Genomic DNA, 17,648 nt, shown 5'->3' with positions numbered 1-17,648 from the left:
TGCCGGTCAGTGCAGCATGGTTGCCAGTGGCCATGCGCAAAACCGCGAAGCGCCAATTCAATGCCGTTACAATGACGGCGAGTTTTTTTTGCACGGAAGTTATGTCGAAGACGAGTCAAGCCCACATCCGCACCACCAAGGCCGCGGCGCCGCCGATGCCCAACCGCCTGGTGCGGCTGCTATCCGAGGCGCGCTGGCTGGCGCTGTCTGCATTGCTGGTCTACCTGGCCTTGATCCTGCTGAGCTACTCCAAGACCGATCCGGGCTGGTCGGTGGCCAGTTCGGTGCCGCGCGTGGCCAACTGGGGCGGCCGTGTGGGCGCCTGGATGGCCGATCTGCTGCTGTACATCTTCGGCCTGTCGGCCTGGTGGTGGTGCGTGCTGCTGGGCCGGTCGGTGTGGAACGGCTATCGCAGCCTGTCCAATCGTTTCCTGGTGGCCCAGCCGGTCGAGCCGGAGCACCAGCAGGAACCCCTGATCCGCGCCGTGGGCTTTGTCTTCATGCTCACCGGCAGCATGGGGATCGAATTCTCGCGCATGCACCGGTTTGCGCCCAAGCTGCCGCATTCCTCCGGCGGTGTGCTGGGCGAGATGATCGGCTCGTCGGTGCAGCCGACCTTCGGTTTCACCGGCTCCTCACTGCTGTTGCTGCTGTTGTTCGGACTGGGCTTCTCGCTGCTGTTCCAGGTGTCGTGGCTGGCGGCGGTGGAGCGTCTCGGCGGCGCCATCGAGGATGGCCTGTTCTGGATACGTGACTTCTTCTCGGCCCGCGCCGATCGCCGTGCCGGCCAGGAAGCCGCCGTCAAGCGCGAGGAAACCGTGGTGCAGGAGCGCGCCAAGATCGTCGAGGCGCCGCCCATCCGCATCGAGCCGCAGATCGTCGAGGTGCAGAAATCCGAGCGCGTGCAGAAGGAAAGGCAGACCAGCCTCTTCGACGATGCCGATACCGACCTGCCGCCGCTGTCGCTGCTCGACGAGGCGCCACCGGCCCAGCAGACGGTCTCGGTGGAAACCCTGGAATTCACCAGCCGCCTGATCGAGAAGAAGCTTTCTGATTTCGGTGTCGAGGTCAAGGTGGTGGCGGCCTATCCGGGCCCGGTGATCACCCGCTACGAGATCGAACCGGCCACGGGTGTGAAGGGCAGCCAGATCGTCAACCTGGCGCGCGACCTGGCGCGCTCGCTGTCGCTGACCTCGATCCGGGTGGTGGAAGTCATCCAGGGCAAGAACTACATGGGCCTGGAACTGCCCAACCCCAAGCGCCAGATCGTGCGCCTGACCGAGATCCTGGGCTCCAAGGTCTACCACGACAGCCATTCCAGCCTGACGGTGGCGCTGGGCAAGGACATCGCCGGCAACCCGGTGGTGGCCGACCTGGGCAAGATGCCACACCTGCTGGTGGCCGGTACCACCGGCTCGGGCAAGTCGGTGGGGATCAATGCCACCATCCTCTCGCTGCTCTACAAGTCCACGCCGCGCCAGGTGCGCCTGATCCTGATCGACCCCAAGATGCTGGAACTGTCGATCTACGAAGGCATTCCGCACCTGCTGGCACCAGTGGTGACCGACATGCGCCAGGCCGGCCACGCCCTGAACTGGGCGGTGGAAGAGATGGAGCGCCGCTACAAGAAGATGTCCAAGCTGGGCGTGCGCAACCTGGCCGGCTACAACCAGAAGATCGCCGATGCCGAGAAGCGCGGCGAGAAGATCCCCAATCCCTTCAGCCTCACCCCGGATGCCCCGGAACCGCTGGAGCAGCTGGAAACCATCGTCATCATCATCGACGAACTGGCCGACCTGATGATGGTGGTGGGCAAGAAGGTCGAGGAGCTGATCGCCCGTATCGCCCAGAAGGCGCGCGCGGCCGGCATCCACCTGATCCTGGCCACGCAGCGTCCGTCGGTGGACGTGATCACCGGCCTGATCAAGGCCAACGTGCCTACGCGGATTGCCTTCCAGGTCTCTTCCAAGATCGACTCGCGCACCATTCTCGACCAGATGGGCGCCGAAGCCCTGCTGGGCATGGGCGACATGCTCTACAACCCGCCCGGTACCGGCTTGCCGGTGCGGGTGCACGGCGCCTTCGTCTCGGATGACGAAGTCCACCGCGTGGTGGAACACCTGAAGGCCCAGGGGGAACCGAATTACATCGAAGGCATCCTAGAGGGTGGCGTGCTGGAAGACGCCGATGGCGGTGGCAGTGGCGGCGGTGCCGGCGCTGGTGCCGGCGGCGGCGAGGGCGACGAGATGTACGACCAGGCCGTGGCCGTGGTCCTGAAGCATCGCCGGGCCTCGATCTCGCTGGTACAGCGCCACCTGCGCATCGGCTACAACCGTGCCGCACGGCTCCTGGAACAGATGGAGCAGAGCGGTCTGGTGTCGACCATGCAAACCAATGGCAACCGTGAAATCCTGGTGCCGGCGGGCGCCGGCGGCGGTGACGCCGAGCAGTGATCTTCTTGCCTTGAAGGCCGCGCGCCAGCGCGTCGCGGCCGCCCCCGGTGGTGGTACCTAGCAACAATGGAATCGAACAACATGGACAACTCCAGAACAACTTCCCGCTTGCGCAGCGCGCAAGCCCAATCCCTGAACCTGCGTCGCAGGATCATGGCCGTCGGCCTGTCGGCACTGGCCGTGGCCGGCGCCATCGCCATCACGGCCCTGACCCCGGGGCGCGCCTCGGCGGCCGCGCTGGACCAGTTCAAGCAATTCGTCACCAGCACACAATCGGCCAAGGGCGCCTTCACCCAGCGCATGGTCAGGACCGAGAACGGCACCACCAGGATCATCAATACCTCCAGCGGCAGCTTCGTGTTCTCGCGTCCGGGCAAGTTCATCTGGACCTACCAGAAGCCCTATGAGCAGGTGATCCAGGCCGATGGCGAAAAGCTGTTCATCTACGACAAGGACCTGAACCAGGTCACCACCAAGAAGCTGGGCAATGCCCTGGGCTCCTCGCCGGCGGCGATCCTCTTCGGCAGCAACGACCTGGAAAAGAACTTCACCCTCAAGGAAGCCGGCGACAAGGATGGCCTGGAGTGGCTGGAAGCCATCCCCAAGAGCCGCGACACGACCTTTGAGCGTATCGGCATCGGCTTGAAGAATGGCATGCCGGTGGCCATGGAGCTGCATGATTCCTTTGGCCAGGTTTCGGTACTGAGCTTCGACAGCTTCGACAAGAACCCGGCGCTCAAGCCCAACAGCTTCAGCTTCACCGTTCCCAAGGGCGCGGACGTGTTCAACAACTGAGCGTGATGCGCCGGGGTGGGTTTTCCGGTGCCAGGCTCCAATGACAACAGCCCCGCAAGCGCAAGCCTGCGGGGCTGTTGTCATGGTGACGCGAGAGCCTGGTCTCAGGTCTCTGGCATCTTCAGCAGGGGCAGCTTGTCGGGCACATCCTTCCACTTCTCGTGCTCGGGCAGCGGGGCCTGGGCCTGGGTGATGGGCTTCCAGCCGGGCAGTTTGGACAGCTTGGCATTGAGGTCTTCGAAATGCGCCAGGGCAGCGGGCAGGTCGGTGGCGTTGTAGATGGCGCCGACCGGGCATTCGGGGACGCACATGGAGCAATCGATGCAGCCATCCGGATCGATGGCCAGGAAGTTCGGTCCCTCGACGAAGCAATCCATCGGGCAGACGGTGACGCAATCAGTGTACTTGCACTGGATACAGGAATCGGTGACGACAAAGGGCATGGCAGGCACGGCGGGTAGTGGAGGGGAGGCGCGGCGGTGGAGTGCCGGCGCGGCGTCATTCTAACGTCTGCGCAAAATGCTTGCAGACGCCCCGGTAGTCCCCTCATCCACGGTGCCTGCGTTAGACTACGGCCTTTGGCGAACGCGCCCGGCCATCCGGCGCTGCGCCTGCATCCTGAAACGACATGAACCAGATTCCCCAGGCCCTGCCGACACGGCCATTCCTTTTTGCTGACCTCGTTGGCGCCCGCGCCGGGGAGCCTCGCCATGGCTGACCTGTTTGCGCAAGAACCCGCCGCGCCGCTGGCCGAAGCGCTGCGCCCCAAGACCCTGGACGAGGTCATCGGGCAGTCGCACCTGCTGGGTGAAGGCAAGCCCCTGCGCCTGGCCTTCCAGTCGGGCAAGCCGCATTCCATGATCTTCTGGGGGCCGCCGGGCGTGGGCAAGACCACGCTGGCGCGCCTGACGGCGACGGCCTTCAAGTGTGAGTTCATTGCCTTGTCGGCGGTGTTCTCGGGCGTCAAGGATATCCGCGCGGCCATGGAACAGGCCGAGCAGAACCTGTCCATGGGCAAGCACACCATCCTGTTCGTGGACGAGATCCACCGCTTCAACAAGTCGCAGCAGGATGCGCTTCTGCCCTACGCCGAGAGTGGCCTGGTGACCTTCATCGGCGCCACGACCGAGAATCCCTCCTTCGAGGTGAACTCGGCGCTGCTCTCGCGGGCACAGGTCTATGTGCTCAAGTCGCTCACCGACACCGAGCTCAAGCAGCTGCTGCAACGCGCCCAGGACAAGGCGCTGGGTGAGCTGCAATTCGACGAGCAGGCCGCTGACACCATCATCGGCTATGCCGATGGCGATGCGCGCCGCTTCCTGAACCTGCTGGAGCAGACCGATACCGCTGCCCGCACCACCGGGACCAGCCTGGTCACGGCCGAGTTCCTGCAGAATGCGCTGACGCTGAACAGCCGCCGCTTCGACAAGGGCGGCGACAATTTCTACGACCAGATCTCGGCCCTGCACAAGTCGGTGCGGGGTTCGCACCCGGATGCGGCCCTGTACTGGCTGACCCGCATGCTCGACGGCGGCGCCGATCCGCGCTACCTGTCACGGCGCATCGTGCGCATGGCCTGGGAGGATATCGGCCTGGCCGATCCACGCGCCATGCAGATCGCCAACGATGCCGCGCTGACCTTCGAGCGCCTGGGCAGCCCCGAGGGCGAGCTGGCGCTGGGGCAGGCGGTGATCTACCTGGCGGTGGCAGCCAAGAGCAATGCCGGCTACAACGCCTACAACGCCGCGCGTGCCTTCGTGAAGCAGGACAAGAGCCGGGAAGTGCCGGTGCACCTGCGCAATGCCCCGACCAAGCTCATGAAGGAGCTGGGCTACGGGCATGAGTACCGCTACGCGCATGACGAGCCCAATGCCTATGCGGCCGGCGAGACCTACCTGCCGGATGGCATCGATGAGCCCGGCTGGTATCAGCCGGTGCCGCGCGGGCTGGAGATCAAGATCGGCGAAAAGCTGGCCGTCCTGCGCAAGTGGGATGAAGAGGCCGGCAAGGACTGAGCGATGCTGCCGGCCTCAGGCCGTCACGTCATAGCGCACGGAAACCTCGCCCTTCTTGACGCGCGCAGACTGGATCTCGATCCTGCCGATCTGCGCCAGCGACTCCACATGCGTTCCGCCGCAGGGAAAGGCCGGCAGATGGCCGAAGGCGACCTTGCGCACACCACCTTCAAACGACAGCGCACAGGCCAGGTCCTCGGCGATGAGCGCATTGCAACGGCGTTCGATCTCGCCGCTATCCAGCGCCGACACGGCCTCGTTGGCGATGCCGACAACACGGCCTTCGGTCGGCCAGTGATGGGCTTTGGTAGGTGTCCATCCCAGCTGCATCATGACATGGCCGATGACATGTCCTGCCGAATGCAACCGCGCATGCAGCTGGCGCGGCACCTGGTCGACCCGGGCCAGGACGGGGCCGGGGGCAATCGCCGCATTGGTGTAGTGGATGATGTCGTCGTTCTCGTTGCTCACGCGTAGCACCTCCACCGCGCCCAGCCATCCCACATCACTGGGCTGTCCGCCACCCTGCGGATGGAAGGGTGTGGCCGACAGGCGCACGGCATGGCGGCCATCCTCCAGGAGGGTGCAGCTCAACACATCGATATCAGCGCTCAGGGCTGGCTGGGTCAGGTACAGACGCTCGGTCATGGCTTGCCTTTCAAGGGTTGCCGCCATTGTATCGATGGGGTGAAGTTGCGATAATCCGTCACCGCAGCAAATATTCTTTGCGCCATGAGCACAAATCAAAGCATCGCCCTGTTGAGTGAAATGGCTGTGTTCGCCAAGGTGGTGGAGGCCGGGAGTTTTTCGGAGGCCGCGCGCCAGCTCGGGGCGACGCCGTCTGCCGTCAGCCGCTCGGTGGCGCGCCTGGAGAAGGCGCTGGGCACGCAACTGCTGCAGCGGACCACCCGCAAGCTACGCCTGAGCGACAGCGGTCGCGAGATCCATGCGCGTTGCCAGGACATGCTCGATGCCGCGCAGTCCGTGCTGGCGGTCTCAGGCTCGTTCGAGGCCGAGCCGCAAGGGCAGGTGAGGGTCAGCGTGCCCAAGGCCGTCGGGCGCTATCTGGTCCATCCGCACATGCCGGATTTCCTCCAGGCCTATCCGAAGGTGGATGTGCTGCTGCGGCTGGAAGACCGCTACATGGATCTGATCGACGACCAGGTCGATCTGGCTATCCGCATCACGGACAAGCCGCCACCGGGGCTGATGGGGCGCCCGCTGATGCGGATCGAGCATCTGCTGTGCGCGACGCCCGGTTATCTGGCGGCGCATGGAACGCCCGCCCATCCGCAGGCACTCAGGGAGCACAGCTGCATCTATCTGGGCGAGACGCCGGGAGACGCGCGCTGGCGTTTTCGCCGCCAGGGCAAGGTGGTCAATGTGGAGGTGCGCGGGCGCTATGCGGCCAACCACACCGGGGTGCGGCTCGATGCAGTGCTGCGCGATATCGGCATCGCCAGCCTGCCGTATTTCATCGCCCGGCCGGCGCTGGAAGAGGGGCGTATCGTCCAGGTCTTGCCGCAGTGGACCTTCAGGACAGCCTATTGCGGCGATCTCTGGGCACTTTATCCGGCCACGCGGCATTTGCCGCCCAGGCTGGGTGCGTTTGTGGATTTCCTGTCCCGGCGGCTGGCGGCAGAGACGACACTGGCGGAGGCGGACCGGTCAGCCCGCTAGCCCGGCTCAGGCAGCCGGGCGGCTCCAGACCGGGAAGCTGCCTTCCATGGCCGACATGGCGGCAATCACCGTCTCATCGCTGCGCTCGTTGTCGTAGCCGGGCAGGCGCTGCTTCATTGCTTCCTGCAGCGCATCCAGGCCTTCGGCATCGTTGGGGACGAGCACGCCCTTGATGGCGTCGCCGCTCTTGCCGGCGATGATCCATTGCGGTTGCGGCAGGCTGCCTTCGCTGATGCGGATGGTCACGTCGCTGACCTCGCTCCAGGCGATACCCTCCCGTTTGGCGCCGCGCACCACGGTGCGGATCTCTTCATCATCGAACGCCACATCGATCTTGCGCGCCTGCTGGGCCGCCATCCTGGCCGGCGACAATTCGGCTGCGCCCGGGGCCTGCACCTTCCAGTCGCTGGTCTTCACCCTGGGCGGCACGAAACGGTTCTTGATCTGCTGGCCGAAGGCGAAGGCAGCACCGAAGGACAGGCCGGCGATCAGCCCGTAGAACAGGCTTGCCTCGTTGGACATGTAGTGGATCCCGGCCCACAGACCGATCGCAAAGGCCGCTACCAGGCCCAGCAGGGATAACAGGACGGGGACATCGCGCGGGGCGCGGGGATCTTGCTGGTCGGACATGGAAAAGGGTGGTCGGGTTGCGGGATTGGCCCGAATGGTAACCCGTGCCGGCGCCCCCGGCTACCGCACCTACAGCAATTTCTTGTGCCAAAGCGCCTGCGGAAGCCCGTTGCAGGCTCGCGGCTTGGTACAATCGCGTTTTCAGGCATCAATTTCAATTGTTTTTTCTTCCCATGATCGACATCCAACTCCTCCGTAAAGACATCGAGAACGTCGCGGCCCGCCTGGCGGCCCGCAAGTTCGTCCTGGACGTGGCCGGCTTCAATGCGCTGGAAGCAGAGCGCAAGCAGATCCAGACCCGTACCGAAGAACTGCAGGGCAAGCGCAATACGCTGTCCAAGCAGATCGGCATGCTCAAGGGCAAGGGCGAGGATGCTTCCGCGGTGATGGCCGAAGTCAACGGCATCGGCGACGAGCTCAAGGCCTCGGCGACCCGTCTGGAAGAAGTGCAGCAGCAGATGACCCTGTTCCTGCAGGCCGTGCCCAACCTGCCGCACGAATCCGTGCCGGTGGGGACCGATGAGAGCGGCAACGTCGAAGTGCGCAAGGTCGGCGCGCCGCGCCAGTTCGACTTCGAGATCAAGGATCACGTCGACGTCGGCAACCCGCTGGGGCTGGATTTCGATACCGCCACCAAGCTGACCGGTTCGCGCTTCGCCGTCCTGAAGGGCGGCATCGCCCGCCTGCACCGCGCGCTGGCGCAGTTCATGCTGAACACCCATACCATGGAGCATGGCTACACCGAGTGCTACACGCCCTACATCGTCAACGCCGACAGCCTGCGCGGCACCGGCCAGTTGCCCAAGTTCGAGGCGGACCTGTTCGCGGCCAGGAAGGGCGGCCAGGAAGGTGAGGCCGAAAATGCGGCGCTGTACCTGATCCCCACGGCCGAAGTGCCGCTGACCAACTTCGTGCGCGACGAGATCGTGGCCGGCGATGCGCTGCCGTTGAAGTTCACCGCCCATTCGCCTTGCTTCCGTTCGGAAGCCGGTTCCTATGGTCGCGATACCCGCGGCATGATCCGCCAGCACCAGTTCGACAAGGTGGAAATGGTGCAGATCGTCCATCCGGAAAAGTCCTACGAGGCACTCGACGAGATGCTGGGCCATGCCGAGACCATTCTGAAGAAGCTCGGTCTGCCCTATCGCGTCATCACCCTGTGCACCGGTGACATGGGCTTTGGCGCGGCCAAGACCTATGACATCGAAGTCTGGCTGCCGGCGCAGAATACCTATCGCGAGATTTCCTCGGTGTCCAATTGCGAAGCCTTCCAGGCCCGTCGCATGCAGGCGCGCTTCCGCAATGCCCAGGGCAAGCCGGAACTGCTGCATACCCTGAACGGTTCCGGCCTGGCGGTCGGCCGTACCCTGGTGGCCGTGCTGGAGAACTACCAGCAGGCCGATGGCAGCGTCGATATTCCCGACGTGCTGCAAGCCTACATGGGTGGCGTGACCAAGCTGGTGCCGGGCGCGTGATGCCTGGTGCGTGACATCGGGAGGCTTGCCGCCGCCTGCATGCAAAAACGGCTGCCTCGTGATGAGGCAGCCGTTTTTTTATGGCGCTGCGGAGGGCGAAAACGTTTTCGCGACCGTGCTGGCTAACCTTCCTTCAGGGCCCAGGAGAAGGTGGCCGGGATGCGGCGCTCGATGAAGAGGTTGCTGCCGGTGGTCTTCTTGGCCTGCATCTTGGCGCGGGTGGCGGCCGAGGCGATCTGGTGAGGCGAGGAGTATTGCGAGGGCTCGATCTTGACCGCGCCCAGCGAGAGCGTGACCAGCGGATGGAAGACGCGCTTGCCCTGGCGGTCCTCGGTGAAGTAGCCGCGGCGGTCCAGGTCTTCGTCGTAGTAGAAGGCGCGGGTGGCGGCTTCGAAATTCTCCAGCACGTTGCGGCAGCGCTTTTCCCAGTCCTCGCTCTGGAACATGATCAGGAAGTCGTCGCCGCCGATGTGGCCGATGAAATCCAGGTCGGGGTCGACCGCCTGCTGCAGCACGCGCCCGGTGGCCTGGATCATGTCATCGCCCTTGCGGTAGCCGTAGACATCGTTGAAGGGCTTGAACAGGTCCAGGTCGGCGTAGCAGATGCAGAATTCCACGCCGCTTTGCAGCAGGTATTCGATGTGGTCGTTGATGGGCACGTTGCCCGGCAGCTGCGTGAGCGGATTGGCATGGCGCGCCGCGTCGATCTGCATCTGGGTGATCTCGCGCAGCAGGTCGTGGCCGGTGCCCAGGCCCATGTACTGGCCACGGTCGGTGATGATGAAGCCGTTGGACAGGTGGTGCGACTCGGCATGGACCAGCAGGTTGGAGAGCTCTTGCAGGCTGGTATCCTGCTCGGCCAGGATGGGGTTGGGATCCATGAAGAAGGCGCAGGACTTCTTGCCGTACAGTTCGCGGCCATACAGGCGGGCGAAGCGTTCCACCATGCTGTAGCGGTTGATCAGTCCGATCGGCAGGCCGTTGCTGACTACCGGCAGGGCCTGCAGCTGCGGATCGTTGACGAACATGTGATAGACCGCGTCATTGGTCACCTCGGGGCTGACATAGCGGGTTTCGCGCAGCAGCTTGAAGGCGGTGGCATTGCGCTTGCCGGGGCCGTACTTGTTGGTGTCCAGCGGCACCTTGTCGCGACGCAGGGTCTTGGTCACATCGTCCGAGATCGACACCGGCGGGTCGGCCAGCGGGCGCGAGATATGGTAGCCCTGGCCGCAGGCGATGCCCAGATCGCGGATGGTGAGCAGCTCGGCCTGGGACTCGATGCCCTCGGCGATGACGATGGAGCCGGATTTCTCGGCGATCTCCTGGATCGAGCGCACGAACTGCAGCTTCATCGGGTCGTGGTTGATGCCCTGCACGAAGTGCATGTCCACCTTGACATACTCGGGCTGCAGCTCCGACCACAGACGCAGGCTGGAGAAGCCTTCGCCGAGGTCGTCGATGGCGATCTGGAAGCCCATGTCGCGGTAGTGCATGGCGGCGTTGCGCAACTGGGCGTAATCGTAGGTCGGCTCGTTCTCGGTGAGCTCGATGATGATGCGCTTGGGATTGACGCCCAGGCTTTCCAGGTAGCGCAGGGTCTCGCCCTGGATCGCCTCGGGTTGCATCAGCGCGCCCGGCGACACGTTCAGGAACAGGTTGCCCTGCAAGCCCAGCTGGGCGAAGCGGGTCAGCACGATGTGGCGGCACAGGTATTCCATCTGTACCGACAGGTTGTGTGCGCGCGCCACCTTGAACAGCGCCAGCGGCGAATGCAGCGGGGTATTGGAGGGGCCGCGGATCAGACCTTCGTAGCCCAGGATCTCGCCATTGCGCATGCGCACGATGGGCTGGAACAGGGCCGTCAGCTTGCGCTGGGCGATGATCTCATGCAGCAGCAACAACATCGGATCCTCATTGCCCGTCGGGGCGGCGCCCGCGGCGCGGGCGATCAGGTCGGCAACTTCGGCACCGAGCGGGAAGGAAGCGTGAGAAAGGGGCGCCATGTGGCAGGATCCGGGGTGAGAAGGTTCCAAAGAACGGAAAATAGTTTACGGATGCTAGAAGTCATTTATGACAAGATGATGATGGAACCACACACTCGCGCTTCTCAATGTGAAAATAAGAGCGGGGATCGCAGGGCTTGGCTTGTCTTTGATGTCGCTCAATTAATTTTTTATTCTTTTTCCAAGAAAACTATTCCCTTCCGAAAATTGTTCTGCTATAGTCGCTGTCTTTGCTGCACCACGCAGTGAAACGACCGAAGTTAACCGGAGAGGTGGCAGAGTGGTCGAATGTACCTGACTCGAAATCAGGCGTACGTTAAATCGTACCGTGGGTTCGAATCCCACCCTCTCCGCCAGTTGGCTCGACAGTAGTAGAGATAAGGCTCTGATTTTTTCAGGGCCTTATTTTTTTATGTGCCGCGTTTTCGCAGTCATTCCGCGATCTCGCATGATGGTGCGCCCGTGTGTTGGTTTGATGGTCTGGGCGCGCATCAGGATTCTCATGGGTCGCAGCGTATTCTCGAGGGGGGAGTGCGCTGCCGGCATCAATGGCATCCGGGTTCCCGGGTGTGTCACGCGGCAGCGTCACTTCGGTGAATGTGCCTGTGGTTTATTTTCATCCCCGCTCACGATGCAGTGCCGCCCGCCTGGCGGCCTTGTTATAGTCTTCAAACGTGCATGCCTTCGTAGCGGACCTACCATGTCCTTGAATCGTCTTTTCCGGCTGATTTCCATCGCGCTGCTGATGTTGTTTCTGGCATTCGCGATTTCGCTGGTCTGGATGGAATGGCATGCCTATCGCAGCGGCGCCAGCAGCGTGCCGGCCTTGCGACATTTCCGGCAGGCCCTGGTGGCCATGGAAAAACTCTCGGCCGAGCGTGGTCCGGCCAACGCCTATATGGGCGCAGCGCCTGACGAAGCCGCGGCCCTCTACCAGACCCTGAAATCCGCCCGCGATACGACCGATGCCTCGCTGGCGCAACTGCGCACGGCCCTGGAGGCCGATGCCGGCTTGCGCCAGTCGGGGACGCTGGAACGCGTCAAGACGGTGCAGGACCGGCTGGAGTTCGTGCGGGCCAATGTGGATGGCGTCGGGCAGCAGGCGCCGCAGTTACGCACCGATAGCGGGGTGCTGGCCTCGGTCAACGGCATGGTGGACCTGATGCCGCAGATGATCCGGGTGGTGGCCGACCTGGGTGGCGAAGTCGACCGCGCTGATCCGTCCCTGCGCGATGGCCTGGCCGCCGTGCGCGCCGCCGCCAGTCTGCGGGAGTATGCCGGCCAGGTCGGTTCGCGCTTCGTGCCGCCATTGATCGCCCATCGCAAGCTGACCCAGGAGGAGGTGGTCGAGATCGGGCGGCTCTACGGCCGCATCGAGCTGCTGCGCAGCCTGCTGGCGACGCAGACGGCCGAATATTCGTCCCAGCCGGCGTTCGCGCATGCGCTGGAGATGGTGGATCGCCAGTACTTCGACAGCGGTTTCCAGTTTCTCGATTACCTCTTGCAGATGGGTCTGGGCTCGGGGGAGTACAACGTCACGCCGGCCGACCTCTACAAATATTACGTACCGCAGATGAAGTCCATCATCGACCTGCGCGATCTGCTGCTGGACGACATGATGGCGCAGGCCGAGCGGCACAATACCCAGGCACGCAATATCCTGGTGCTGGTGGTGGCGCTGACGGTGGTGGCCTGTCTGTTCTTCCAGTTACTGATGGTGCTGATCCGGCGCCGCGTGGTGCAGCCGCTGGTCCAGGCCACCGACCTGGTGGCGGGCCTGGTGGAAGGGCGACTGGAGCGGGAGATTCCGCAGACGCCGCACGATGACGAAATTGGCGCCATGATGCGCGCGCTGCGCGTGCTCAAGCAGCGCATGCGTGAGCGCAATAGCCTGGCCCGTGAGCGCGAGGCTCTGATCACGCAGCTGCAGACATCTTCCAATACAGATTTCCTCACGGGCGTGCTGAACCGGCGCGCCTTCTATTCGCACGGCCAGCAGCAGATGAGCGTGGCCCAGCGCTACCAGCGCGAGCTGGCGGTGATCCTGTTTGATATCGATCACTTCAAGCGCATCAACGATACCCATGGTCACCAGGCTGGAGATGCCATCCTGCGCGGCGTGGCGCAGACCGTGTCGGGCCTGCTGCGCAAGGTGGATGTGCTGGCGCGCTATGGTGGCGAGGAATTCATTGTCCTGCTGCCGGAGTCGGATCTGGTGCAATCCGGCAGTGTCGCCGAGAAGTTGCGTCAGGCGCTGGAGCAGGGTGATTTCGAGGTCGATGGCGGCATGCGCATCAAGGTCAGCGCCAGTTTCGGCGTCGCTGCTGTCTGCGGCGAGCAGGGCCTGGAATACCTGATCCGGCAAGCCGACCAGGCGCTTTATCGTGCCAAGAAACTGGGGCGCAATCGCGTCGAGCTGGCCGGGCGCAACATGGAGACCGACTCCGAGGCGCATTGAGCATTGAACATTGGCCAGGCGCGGCTCAGGTGCTGTCACGTTCCAGGATGGAATAGCCCAGGTCGCATGTCGTTTGCGCTACTTCGCCGCCGTCGAAGCGGGTCAGGAGCATGTCGGCTGCCGTCAGGCCGATCTGGTGCGCGCTGATCTGTACCGTGGTCAGTGCCGGCAAGACTTCGCGCGCGATTTCCAGGTTGGCGAAACCGGCCAGGGCGATGCGTCCCGGCACGGCAACGCCGCGCCGCGCACACTCCAGGGCGGCACCGGCGGCCATCACGTCATTGCTGAAGAAGGCGGCGTCGATGGCTGGGTGCAGCTCCAGCAGCCGGCCGATGGCGTCGCGCCCGGCCTGCAGGAAGGAGTTCATCTGGATGCGGACATGCGCGGGCTCGCTGGCGCCATGTGCGCGCAAGGCCTCGCGCAGGCCGGCCAGCCTGGCCATGCCGCGCGGATCGTCGCCGCCCACGAAGGCCATGCGGCGATAGCCTTTCCCGTACAGATAATCCCCCATGGCGCGTCCGGCGGCATGGTTGTCGAAGCCGGCCAGCATGTCGATGGGCTGTTCGCACAGGTCCCAGGTTTCCACCACCGGGATGCCGGCGGCCTTCAGGCGTTGTAGTGTGCGCGCCGAGTGCTGCACGCCGGTCAGCACCAGGCCATCCACGCGGCGGCCGATGAAGGCTTCGACCAGGCCGGTTTCCGCCTCTTCCGAATAATCAGTCTGGCCCAGCAACAGCTGGTAGCCGCGCTGGCTCAATGCTTCCGACAGGCCGCGCACCGACTCGGCAAAGATAGAGTGGCTGATGGTGGGAACGATGGCGGCCACGATGCGGGTGCGGCGCGAGGCCAGTCCGCCGGCCAGCAGGTTGGGGATGTAGCCCATGCTGGTGATGAGGGCCTCGACCCGGGCGCGGGTGGCGGGCGAGACCTTTTCCGGCGTGTTGATGACGCGCGAGACCGTGATGTGCGATACCCCGGCGGCGCGGGCCACGTCTTCCTTGGTGATGGCACGCGACGGCGCGGCAGGGGTGGGGGTATCGGGTTTGCGGATCATGGCTGGGTGGGTGAGGGTGTTGTCGCAAGCATATCAGTAGCCTGTGCCGCTGGCGCCTGCGGATATCCGCAGGCGCGGGAGTGGGGTGGCCTCAGTCGCGGTCGTTGAAGGCCGAGATGTGCGAGACCTGGAACACGCCCGACAGCGAATGCAGTTCGTCCCGATGCAATTGCGCCAGCCGGTGCAGGTATTGCTCGCCCAGTTCGGTCAGCCGCACTTGTACCAGTCGCTTGTCGCGGTCGTCGGGCGTGCGCGTGACCAGTCCGGCCTTCACGCAGCGTGTGACCAGGGCTACCACGCCATGGTGCTGCGACTGCAGGCGCTCGGCCAGTTCGCTGATGCTGGCCCAGTCGCGCCCGGGATAGCCCCTGATATGCAGTAGCAGCAGGTATTGCAGCGGCGTGAGTCCTTCGCCCTGGGCGGCCTCTTCCGAAAAGCGCAGGAAGCGGCGCAACTGGTAGCGAAATTCCGACAATGCCTCGAAATCATCCTTTTGCAGGCGGGACGGGCTTTTCATGGCTGCCGGCCTTCAATGGTGGGAGTGGCGTGCCGGCTGGCATAGGGTAAAAAACGGCTGGATCGGGACATATATATCATCTTGTGATGTAATTGCGGTTTGCTCTTCCGCCGCAACGGCGGAGGCATTCCGATAGTCATGTCGTTACGGAAACGGATATGCCCGATTCTATCTTGCTGTGGTTCAAAAGTTTCATTCCCGCCAGGAGCAATGTCGATCGCTTCGAGCGCATGCGCTCTTGCGCCGGCAGCCTGTTCGGTATCCTGCTGGTGGGGCTGGTCAGTTATGCCATCCTGCCGCACGACACCCGGACCATCTGGCTGATCGCGCCCATGGGGGCCTCGGCGGTGTTGCTCTTTGCCGTGCCTTCCAGTCCGCTGGCGCAGCCCTGGTCCATCATCGGCGGCAACCTGTGCGCGGCGCTCATCGGCGTGACCTGCGCCCGCCTGGTGCAGGAGCCGGCGCTGGCTGCCGCTCTGGCGATCGCACTGGCGATCGGGGCGATGTTCATGCTGCGCTGCATTCATCCGCCCAGTGGTGCCGTGGCCCTGACGGCGGTGCTGGGTGGGCCGGTGGTGCATGACATGGGTTATGCCTTCGTGCTCTCGCCGGTGATGCTCAACTCGGTGTTGCTGCTGTTGACGGCCTTGTTCTTCAACAATGCCAGCGGGCGGCGCTATCCGCACGCCCAGCAAAGCGCTGCGCCGCATCCGCACCAGACCCGGGATGAATTGCCGATCACGCGGCTGGGCTTCTCCCATGAAGACCTGGATGAGGTGCTGAAGAACTACAACCAGGTCATCGACATCGGTCGCGATGATCTCGAAGAGATCTTCATGCGTACCGAGATGCGGGCTTACCACCGCCGTTTCGGCCAGACGCTGTGTGCCTCGGTGATGTCGCGCGATGTCGTGGTGGCCGAGTTCGCCACTACCCTGGACGAGGCCTGGACGCTGCTGCAGCAGCATCGTCTGCGTGCCTTGCCGGTGCTGGATCGTGGCCGGCATGTCATCGGCATCGTCAGTCGCAGTGATTTCCTGGAGCATGCCGGGGTGGAAGTGCATACCGGGCTGGTGGCGCAATTGCGCGCGCTCCTGCATCGGGTGCCGTTCACGCATTCGGAGAAACCCGAGGTGGTCGGGCAGATCATGAGTCGCCCCGTAATCACCGCGCAGGTCGATACGCCGGTGCTGGAACTGGTGCCGCGCATGGCAGAGGGCTTGCACCAGATCCCGGTGGTCGAGGCGGACGGCAAGCTGGCGGGGATGCTGACGCAATCGGACATGATTGCCGCGCTGTATGAGAAAAACCTGGCGGCTGCGCGCGGTGTGCCTGGCCTGCGCAGTGTGGCTTGAGGGGGGGGGGGCGGGCTTGTGATGCTTGTGCCACAAGAGTTATCGACCGCGTGAATATCTGCTATTGCCACAATAAAGCAGACTCGTTCATGGCGCATCGCTATAGTTGGACCTGTCTCCTCCAATCTCCTCCTTAAGAAATTGGATTCAAGCCCGCACCTCTTGGTCGCGGGCTTTTTTTTGCCCGTTCGCCTGGTGGCGGGGTATCCCTTCTTGCGATGTGGATGGAAGTGCTGCGCTTCTTGGTAAGATGTCGCATGCGGCACCGGTTTTCTCGTGCGTGCCGCTTCATGTTCCCAGTTCAGATTCAGTCAATGTCTTCAACATCGTCTTCCGGAAATTCCCCTCAGCCTATGCCCGAGCGGCCCGATACGCCTTGCGTGGCCGTCTGTTCCACCACCTTTGACGATATCTGCCGCGGTTGTGGTCGCACCGTCGACGAGGTGGCGCAGTGGGTCTTCATGGATGTGGAGCAGCGCGAAGTCGTGTGGCAGCGCATCCTGGCCCAGGGCTACCCGCGCCGCAACTACTGAGGGCGGGTTCCTGGCGTTACGCGGGTGTCGTACCGAAGAAGCGCACGCCGGCCTGGCGCAGCATGCTGGTCAGCGCAATCAGTGGCAGGCCGGTCAGGGCGGTAGGGTCGTCGCTGCGAATGCTCTCCAGGATGGCAATGCCCAATCCTTCGTTCTTGGCGCTGCCGGCGCAGTCATAGGGTTGCTCGATGCGCAGGTAGGCATCCAGCTCGGCGTCATCGAGATCGCGGAAGCGTACCAGGGTCTGTACATTGCAGAGCTGGGCCGTGCTGGCGGCATCGGCGCGACGGCCATCCCACAGGCACAGGGCGGTATGGAAGATCACTTCTCGTCCGCGCATCATCTGTAGTTGCTTCAAGGCATTGGCATGATTGCCGGGTTTGCCGATCTGCAGGTCGTCCAGCGTGGCGACCTGGTCCGAGCCGATGACCAGGGCCGCGCCAGCGCGGGTGGCGATGGCGGCGGCTTTCTCGCGCGCCAGGCGCAGGGCAGTGGCCTGCGGGGTTTCGCCGGAATGGGGTGTTTCGTCGATGTCCGGTGCCATGGTCTCGAAGGGCAGGCCAAGGCGGCTCAGCAACTCCTTGCGATAGACCGAGCTGGAGCCCAGGATCAGGCGGGGTGGGGTGCTGGTGGTGTGTTGATGCAACATGGAATGCGGTCGGTTCGGATTGGGAAAAGCG

Annotated in this window: 15 protein-coding genes and 1 tRNA gene; 9 read left to right on the top strand and 7 right to left on the bottom strand. The window is 63.8% G+C overall.

Going from position 1 to position 17,648, the window contains the following annotated elements; translation table 11 throughout:
- Positions 1-101 precede the first annotated feature (101 nt).
- Entirely contained in the window at positions 102-2,453 is a 2,352-nt protein-coding gene (locus tag ACIPHN_RS15930; RefSeq protein WP_400437691.1) for a DNA translocase FtsK, read from the top strand.
- Between the two features lie 81 nt (positions 2,454-2,534).
- Positions 2,535-3,248: an outer membrane lipoprotein chaperone LolA gene (lolA, locus tag ACIPHN_RS15925; protein ID WP_400437689.1), complete on the top strand. Its 714-nt coding sequence runs from the start codon at positions 2,535-2,537 to the stop codon at positions 3,246-3,248.
- 104 nt (positions 3,249-3,352) lie between these two features.
- Here the strand turns inward: lolA and fdxA are convergent, their stop codons facing one another.
- Positions 3,353-3,691 carry a ferredoxin FdxA gene (gene fdxA / locus ACIPHN_RS15920; protein WP_400437688.1) on the bottom strand — a complete coding sequence of 113 codons (339 nt, stop codon included), beginning with the start codon at positions 3,689-3,691 and terminating at the stop codon, positions 3,353-3,355.
- Positions 3,692-3,958: 267 nt separating this feature from the next.
- Between fdxA and ACIPHN_RS15915 the strand changes: the two genes are divergently transcribed.
- Entirely contained in the window at positions 3,959-5,263 is a 1,305-nt protein-coding gene (locus tag ACIPHN_RS15915) for a replication-associated recombination protein A (RefSeq protein ID WP_400437686.1), read from the top strand.
- Between the two features lie 15 nt (positions 5,264-5,278).
- On the opposite strand, the gene ACIPHN_RS15910 is transcribed toward ACIPHN_RS15915, so the two are convergent.
- Positions 5,279-5,911, bottom strand: a complete 633-nt coding sequence (locus ACIPHN_RS15910; RefSeq protein WP_400437684.1) for an alanyl-tRNA editing protein — start codon at positions 5,909-5,911, stop codon at positions 5,279-5,281.
- Positions 5,912-5,995: 84 nt separating this feature from the next.
- Between ACIPHN_RS15910 and ACIPHN_RS15905 the strand changes: the two genes are divergently transcribed.
- Positions 5,996-6,943 carry a LysR substrate-binding domain-containing protein gene (locus ACIPHN_RS15905; protein WP_400437682.1) on the top strand — a complete coding sequence of 316 codons (948 nt, stop codon included), beginning with the start codon at positions 5,996-5,998 and terminating at the stop codon, positions 6,941-6,943.
- Positions 6,944-6,949: 6 nt separating this feature from the next.
- Here ACIPHN_RS15905 and ACIPHN_RS15900 read toward each other — a convergent pair whose 3' ends face one another.
- On the bottom strand, positions 6,950-7,573 hold the full coding sequence (locus ACIPHN_RS15900) for an anaphase-promoting protein (RefSeq protein WP_400437681.1): 624 nt from the start codon (positions 7,571-7,573) through the stop codon (positions 6,950-6,952).
- Between the two features lie 173 nt (positions 7,574-7,746).
- Between ACIPHN_RS15900 and serS the strand changes: the two genes are divergently transcribed.
- A complete protein-coding gene (gene serS / locus ACIPHN_RS15895) occupies positions 7,747-9,048 on the top strand; it encodes a serine--tRNA ligase (RefSeq protein ID WP_400437680.1) in 1,302 nt (433 codons plus the stop codon).
- 122 nt (positions 9,049-9,170) lie between these two features.
- Here serS and ACIPHN_RS15890 read toward each other — a convergent pair whose 3' ends face one another.
- Positions 9,171-11,051, bottom strand: a complete 1,881-nt coding sequence (locus tag ACIPHN_RS15890; protein ID WP_400437678.1) for a GGDEF domain-containing protein — start codon at positions 11,049-11,051, stop codon at positions 9,171-9,173.
- 266 nt (positions 11,052-11,317) lie between these two features.
- Here ACIPHN_RS15890 and ACIPHN_RS15885 point away from each other — a divergent pair.
- A tRNA-Ser gene (locus ACIPHN_RS15885) sits at positions 11,318-11,407 on the top strand.
- 344 nt (positions 11,408-11,751) lie between these two features.
- Positions 11,752-13,509, top strand: a complete 1,758-nt coding sequence (locus ACIPHN_RS15880; RefSeq protein WP_400437676.1) for a diguanylate cyclase — start codon at positions 11,752-11,754, stop codon at positions 13,507-13,509.
- Between the two features lie 25 nt (positions 13,510-13,534).
- Here ACIPHN_RS15880 and ACIPHN_RS15875 read toward each other — a convergent pair whose 3' ends face one another.
- Positions 13,535-14,563 (bottom strand): LacI family DNA-binding transcriptional regulator, encoded by a 1,029-nt coding sequence (locus tag ACIPHN_RS15875; RefSeq protein ID WP_400437675.1) that lies wholly within the window; start codon positions 14,561-14,563, stop codon positions 13,535-13,537.
- A gap of 91 nt (positions 14,564-14,654) precedes the next feature.
- Positions 14,655-15,080 carry a MarR family winged helix-turn-helix transcriptional regulator gene (locus ACIPHN_RS15870; protein WP_400437673.1) on the bottom strand — a complete coding sequence of 142 codons (426 nt, stop codon included), beginning with the start codon at positions 15,078-15,080 and terminating at the stop codon, positions 14,655-14,657.
- 158 nt (positions 15,081-15,238) lie between these two features.
- Between ACIPHN_RS15870 and ACIPHN_RS15865 the strand changes: the two genes are divergently transcribed.
- Positions 15,239-16,435 (top strand): HPP family protein, encoded by a 1,197-nt coding sequence (locus ACIPHN_RS15865; RefSeq protein WP_400437671.1) that lies wholly within the window; start codon positions 15,239-15,241, stop codon positions 16,433-16,435.
- Positions 16,436-16,749: 314 nt separating this feature from the next.
- A complete protein-coding gene (locus tag ACIPHN_RS15860; RefSeq protein ID WP_400437669.1) occupies positions 16,750-16,968 on the top strand; it encodes a DUF1289 domain-containing protein in 219 nt (72 codons plus the stop codon).
- A 16-nt stretch (positions 16,969-16,984) separates the two neighbouring features.
- Here ACIPHN_RS15860 and ACIPHN_RS15855 read toward each other — a convergent pair whose 3' ends face one another.
- The gene (locus ACIPHN_RS15855) at positions 16,985-17,617 is read right to left on the bottom strand and encodes a Maf-like protein (RefSeq protein ID WP_400437668.1); all 633 of its coding nucleotides are present in this window, start codon (positions 17,615-17,617) and stop codon (positions 16,985-16,987) included.
- Positions 17,618-17,648: the final 31 nt, after the last annotated feature.

It is taken from the genome of Herbaspirillum sp. NPDC087042, assembly GCF_044745245.1.
In the GTDB taxonomy this organism is placed as follows: Bacteria; Pseudomonadota; Gammaproteobacteria; order Burkholderiales; family Burkholderiaceae_D; genus Herbaspirillum.
Note: the sequence above shows the minus strand (reverse complement) of the source record. Positions and strands in the feature narration are given on the sequence as shown.

Bases quoted from the DNA above. Each gene is read 5' to 3' on its own strand.
- ACIPHN_RS15930 (WP_400437691.1), top strand. From the start codon at position 102: ATGTCGAAGACGAGTCAAGCCCACATCCGCACCACCAAGGCCGCGGCG.
- lolA (WP_400437689.1), top strand. From the start codon at position 2,535: ATGGACAACTCCAGAACAACTTCCCGCTTGCGCAGCGCGCAAGCCCAA.
- fdxA (WP_400437688.1), bottom strand. From the start codon at position 3,691: ATGCCCTTTGTCGTCACCGATTCCTGTATCCAGTGCAAGTACACTGAT.
- ACIPHN_RS15915 (WP_400437686.1), top strand. From the start codon at position 3,959: ATGGCTGACCTGTTTGCGCAAGAACCCGCCGCGCCGCTGGCCGAAGCG.
- ACIPHN_RS15910 (WP_400437684.1), bottom strand. From the start codon at position 5,911: ATGACCGAGCGTCTGTACCTGACCCAGCCAGCCCTGAGCGCTGATATC.
- ACIPHN_RS15905 (WP_400437682.1), top strand. From the start codon at position 5,996: ATGAGCACAAATCAAAGCATCGCCCTGTTGAGTGAAATGGCTGTGTTC.
- ACIPHN_RS15900 (WP_400437681.1), bottom strand. From the start codon at position 7,573: ATGTCCGACCAGCAAGATCCCCGCGCCCCGCGCGATGTCCCCGTCCTG.
- serS (WP_400437680.1), top strand. From the start codon at position 7,747: ATGATCGACATCCAACTCCTCCGTAAAGACATCGAGAACGTCGCGGCC.
- ACIPHN_RS15890 (WP_400437678.1), bottom strand. From the start codon at position 11,051: ATGGCGCCCCTTTCTCACGCTTCCTTCCCGCTCGGTGCCGAAGTTGCC.
- ACIPHN_RS15880 (WP_400437676.1), top strand. From the start codon at position 11,752: ATGTCCTTGAATCGTCTTTTCCGGCTGATTTCCATCGCGCTGCTGATG.
- ACIPHN_RS15875 (WP_400437675.1), bottom strand. From the start codon at position 14,563: ATGATCCGCAAACCCGATACCCCCACCCCTGCCGCGCCGTCGCGTGCC.
- ACIPHN_RS15870 (WP_400437673.1), bottom strand. From the start codon at position 15,080: ATGAAAAGCCCGTCCCGCCTGCAAAAGGATGATTTCGAGGCATTGTCG.
- ACIPHN_RS15865 (WP_400437671.1), top strand. From the start codon at position 15,239: ATGCCCGATTCTATCTTGCTGTGGTTCAAAAGTTTCATTCCCGCCAGG.
- ACIPHN_RS15860 (WP_400437669.1), top strand. From the start codon at position 16,750: ATGTCTTCAACATCGTCTTCCGGAAATTCCCCTCAGCCTATGCCCGAG.
- ACIPHN_RS15855 (WP_400437668.1), bottom strand. From the start codon at position 17,617: ATGTTGCATCAACACACCACCAGCACCCCACCCCGCCTGATCCTGGGC.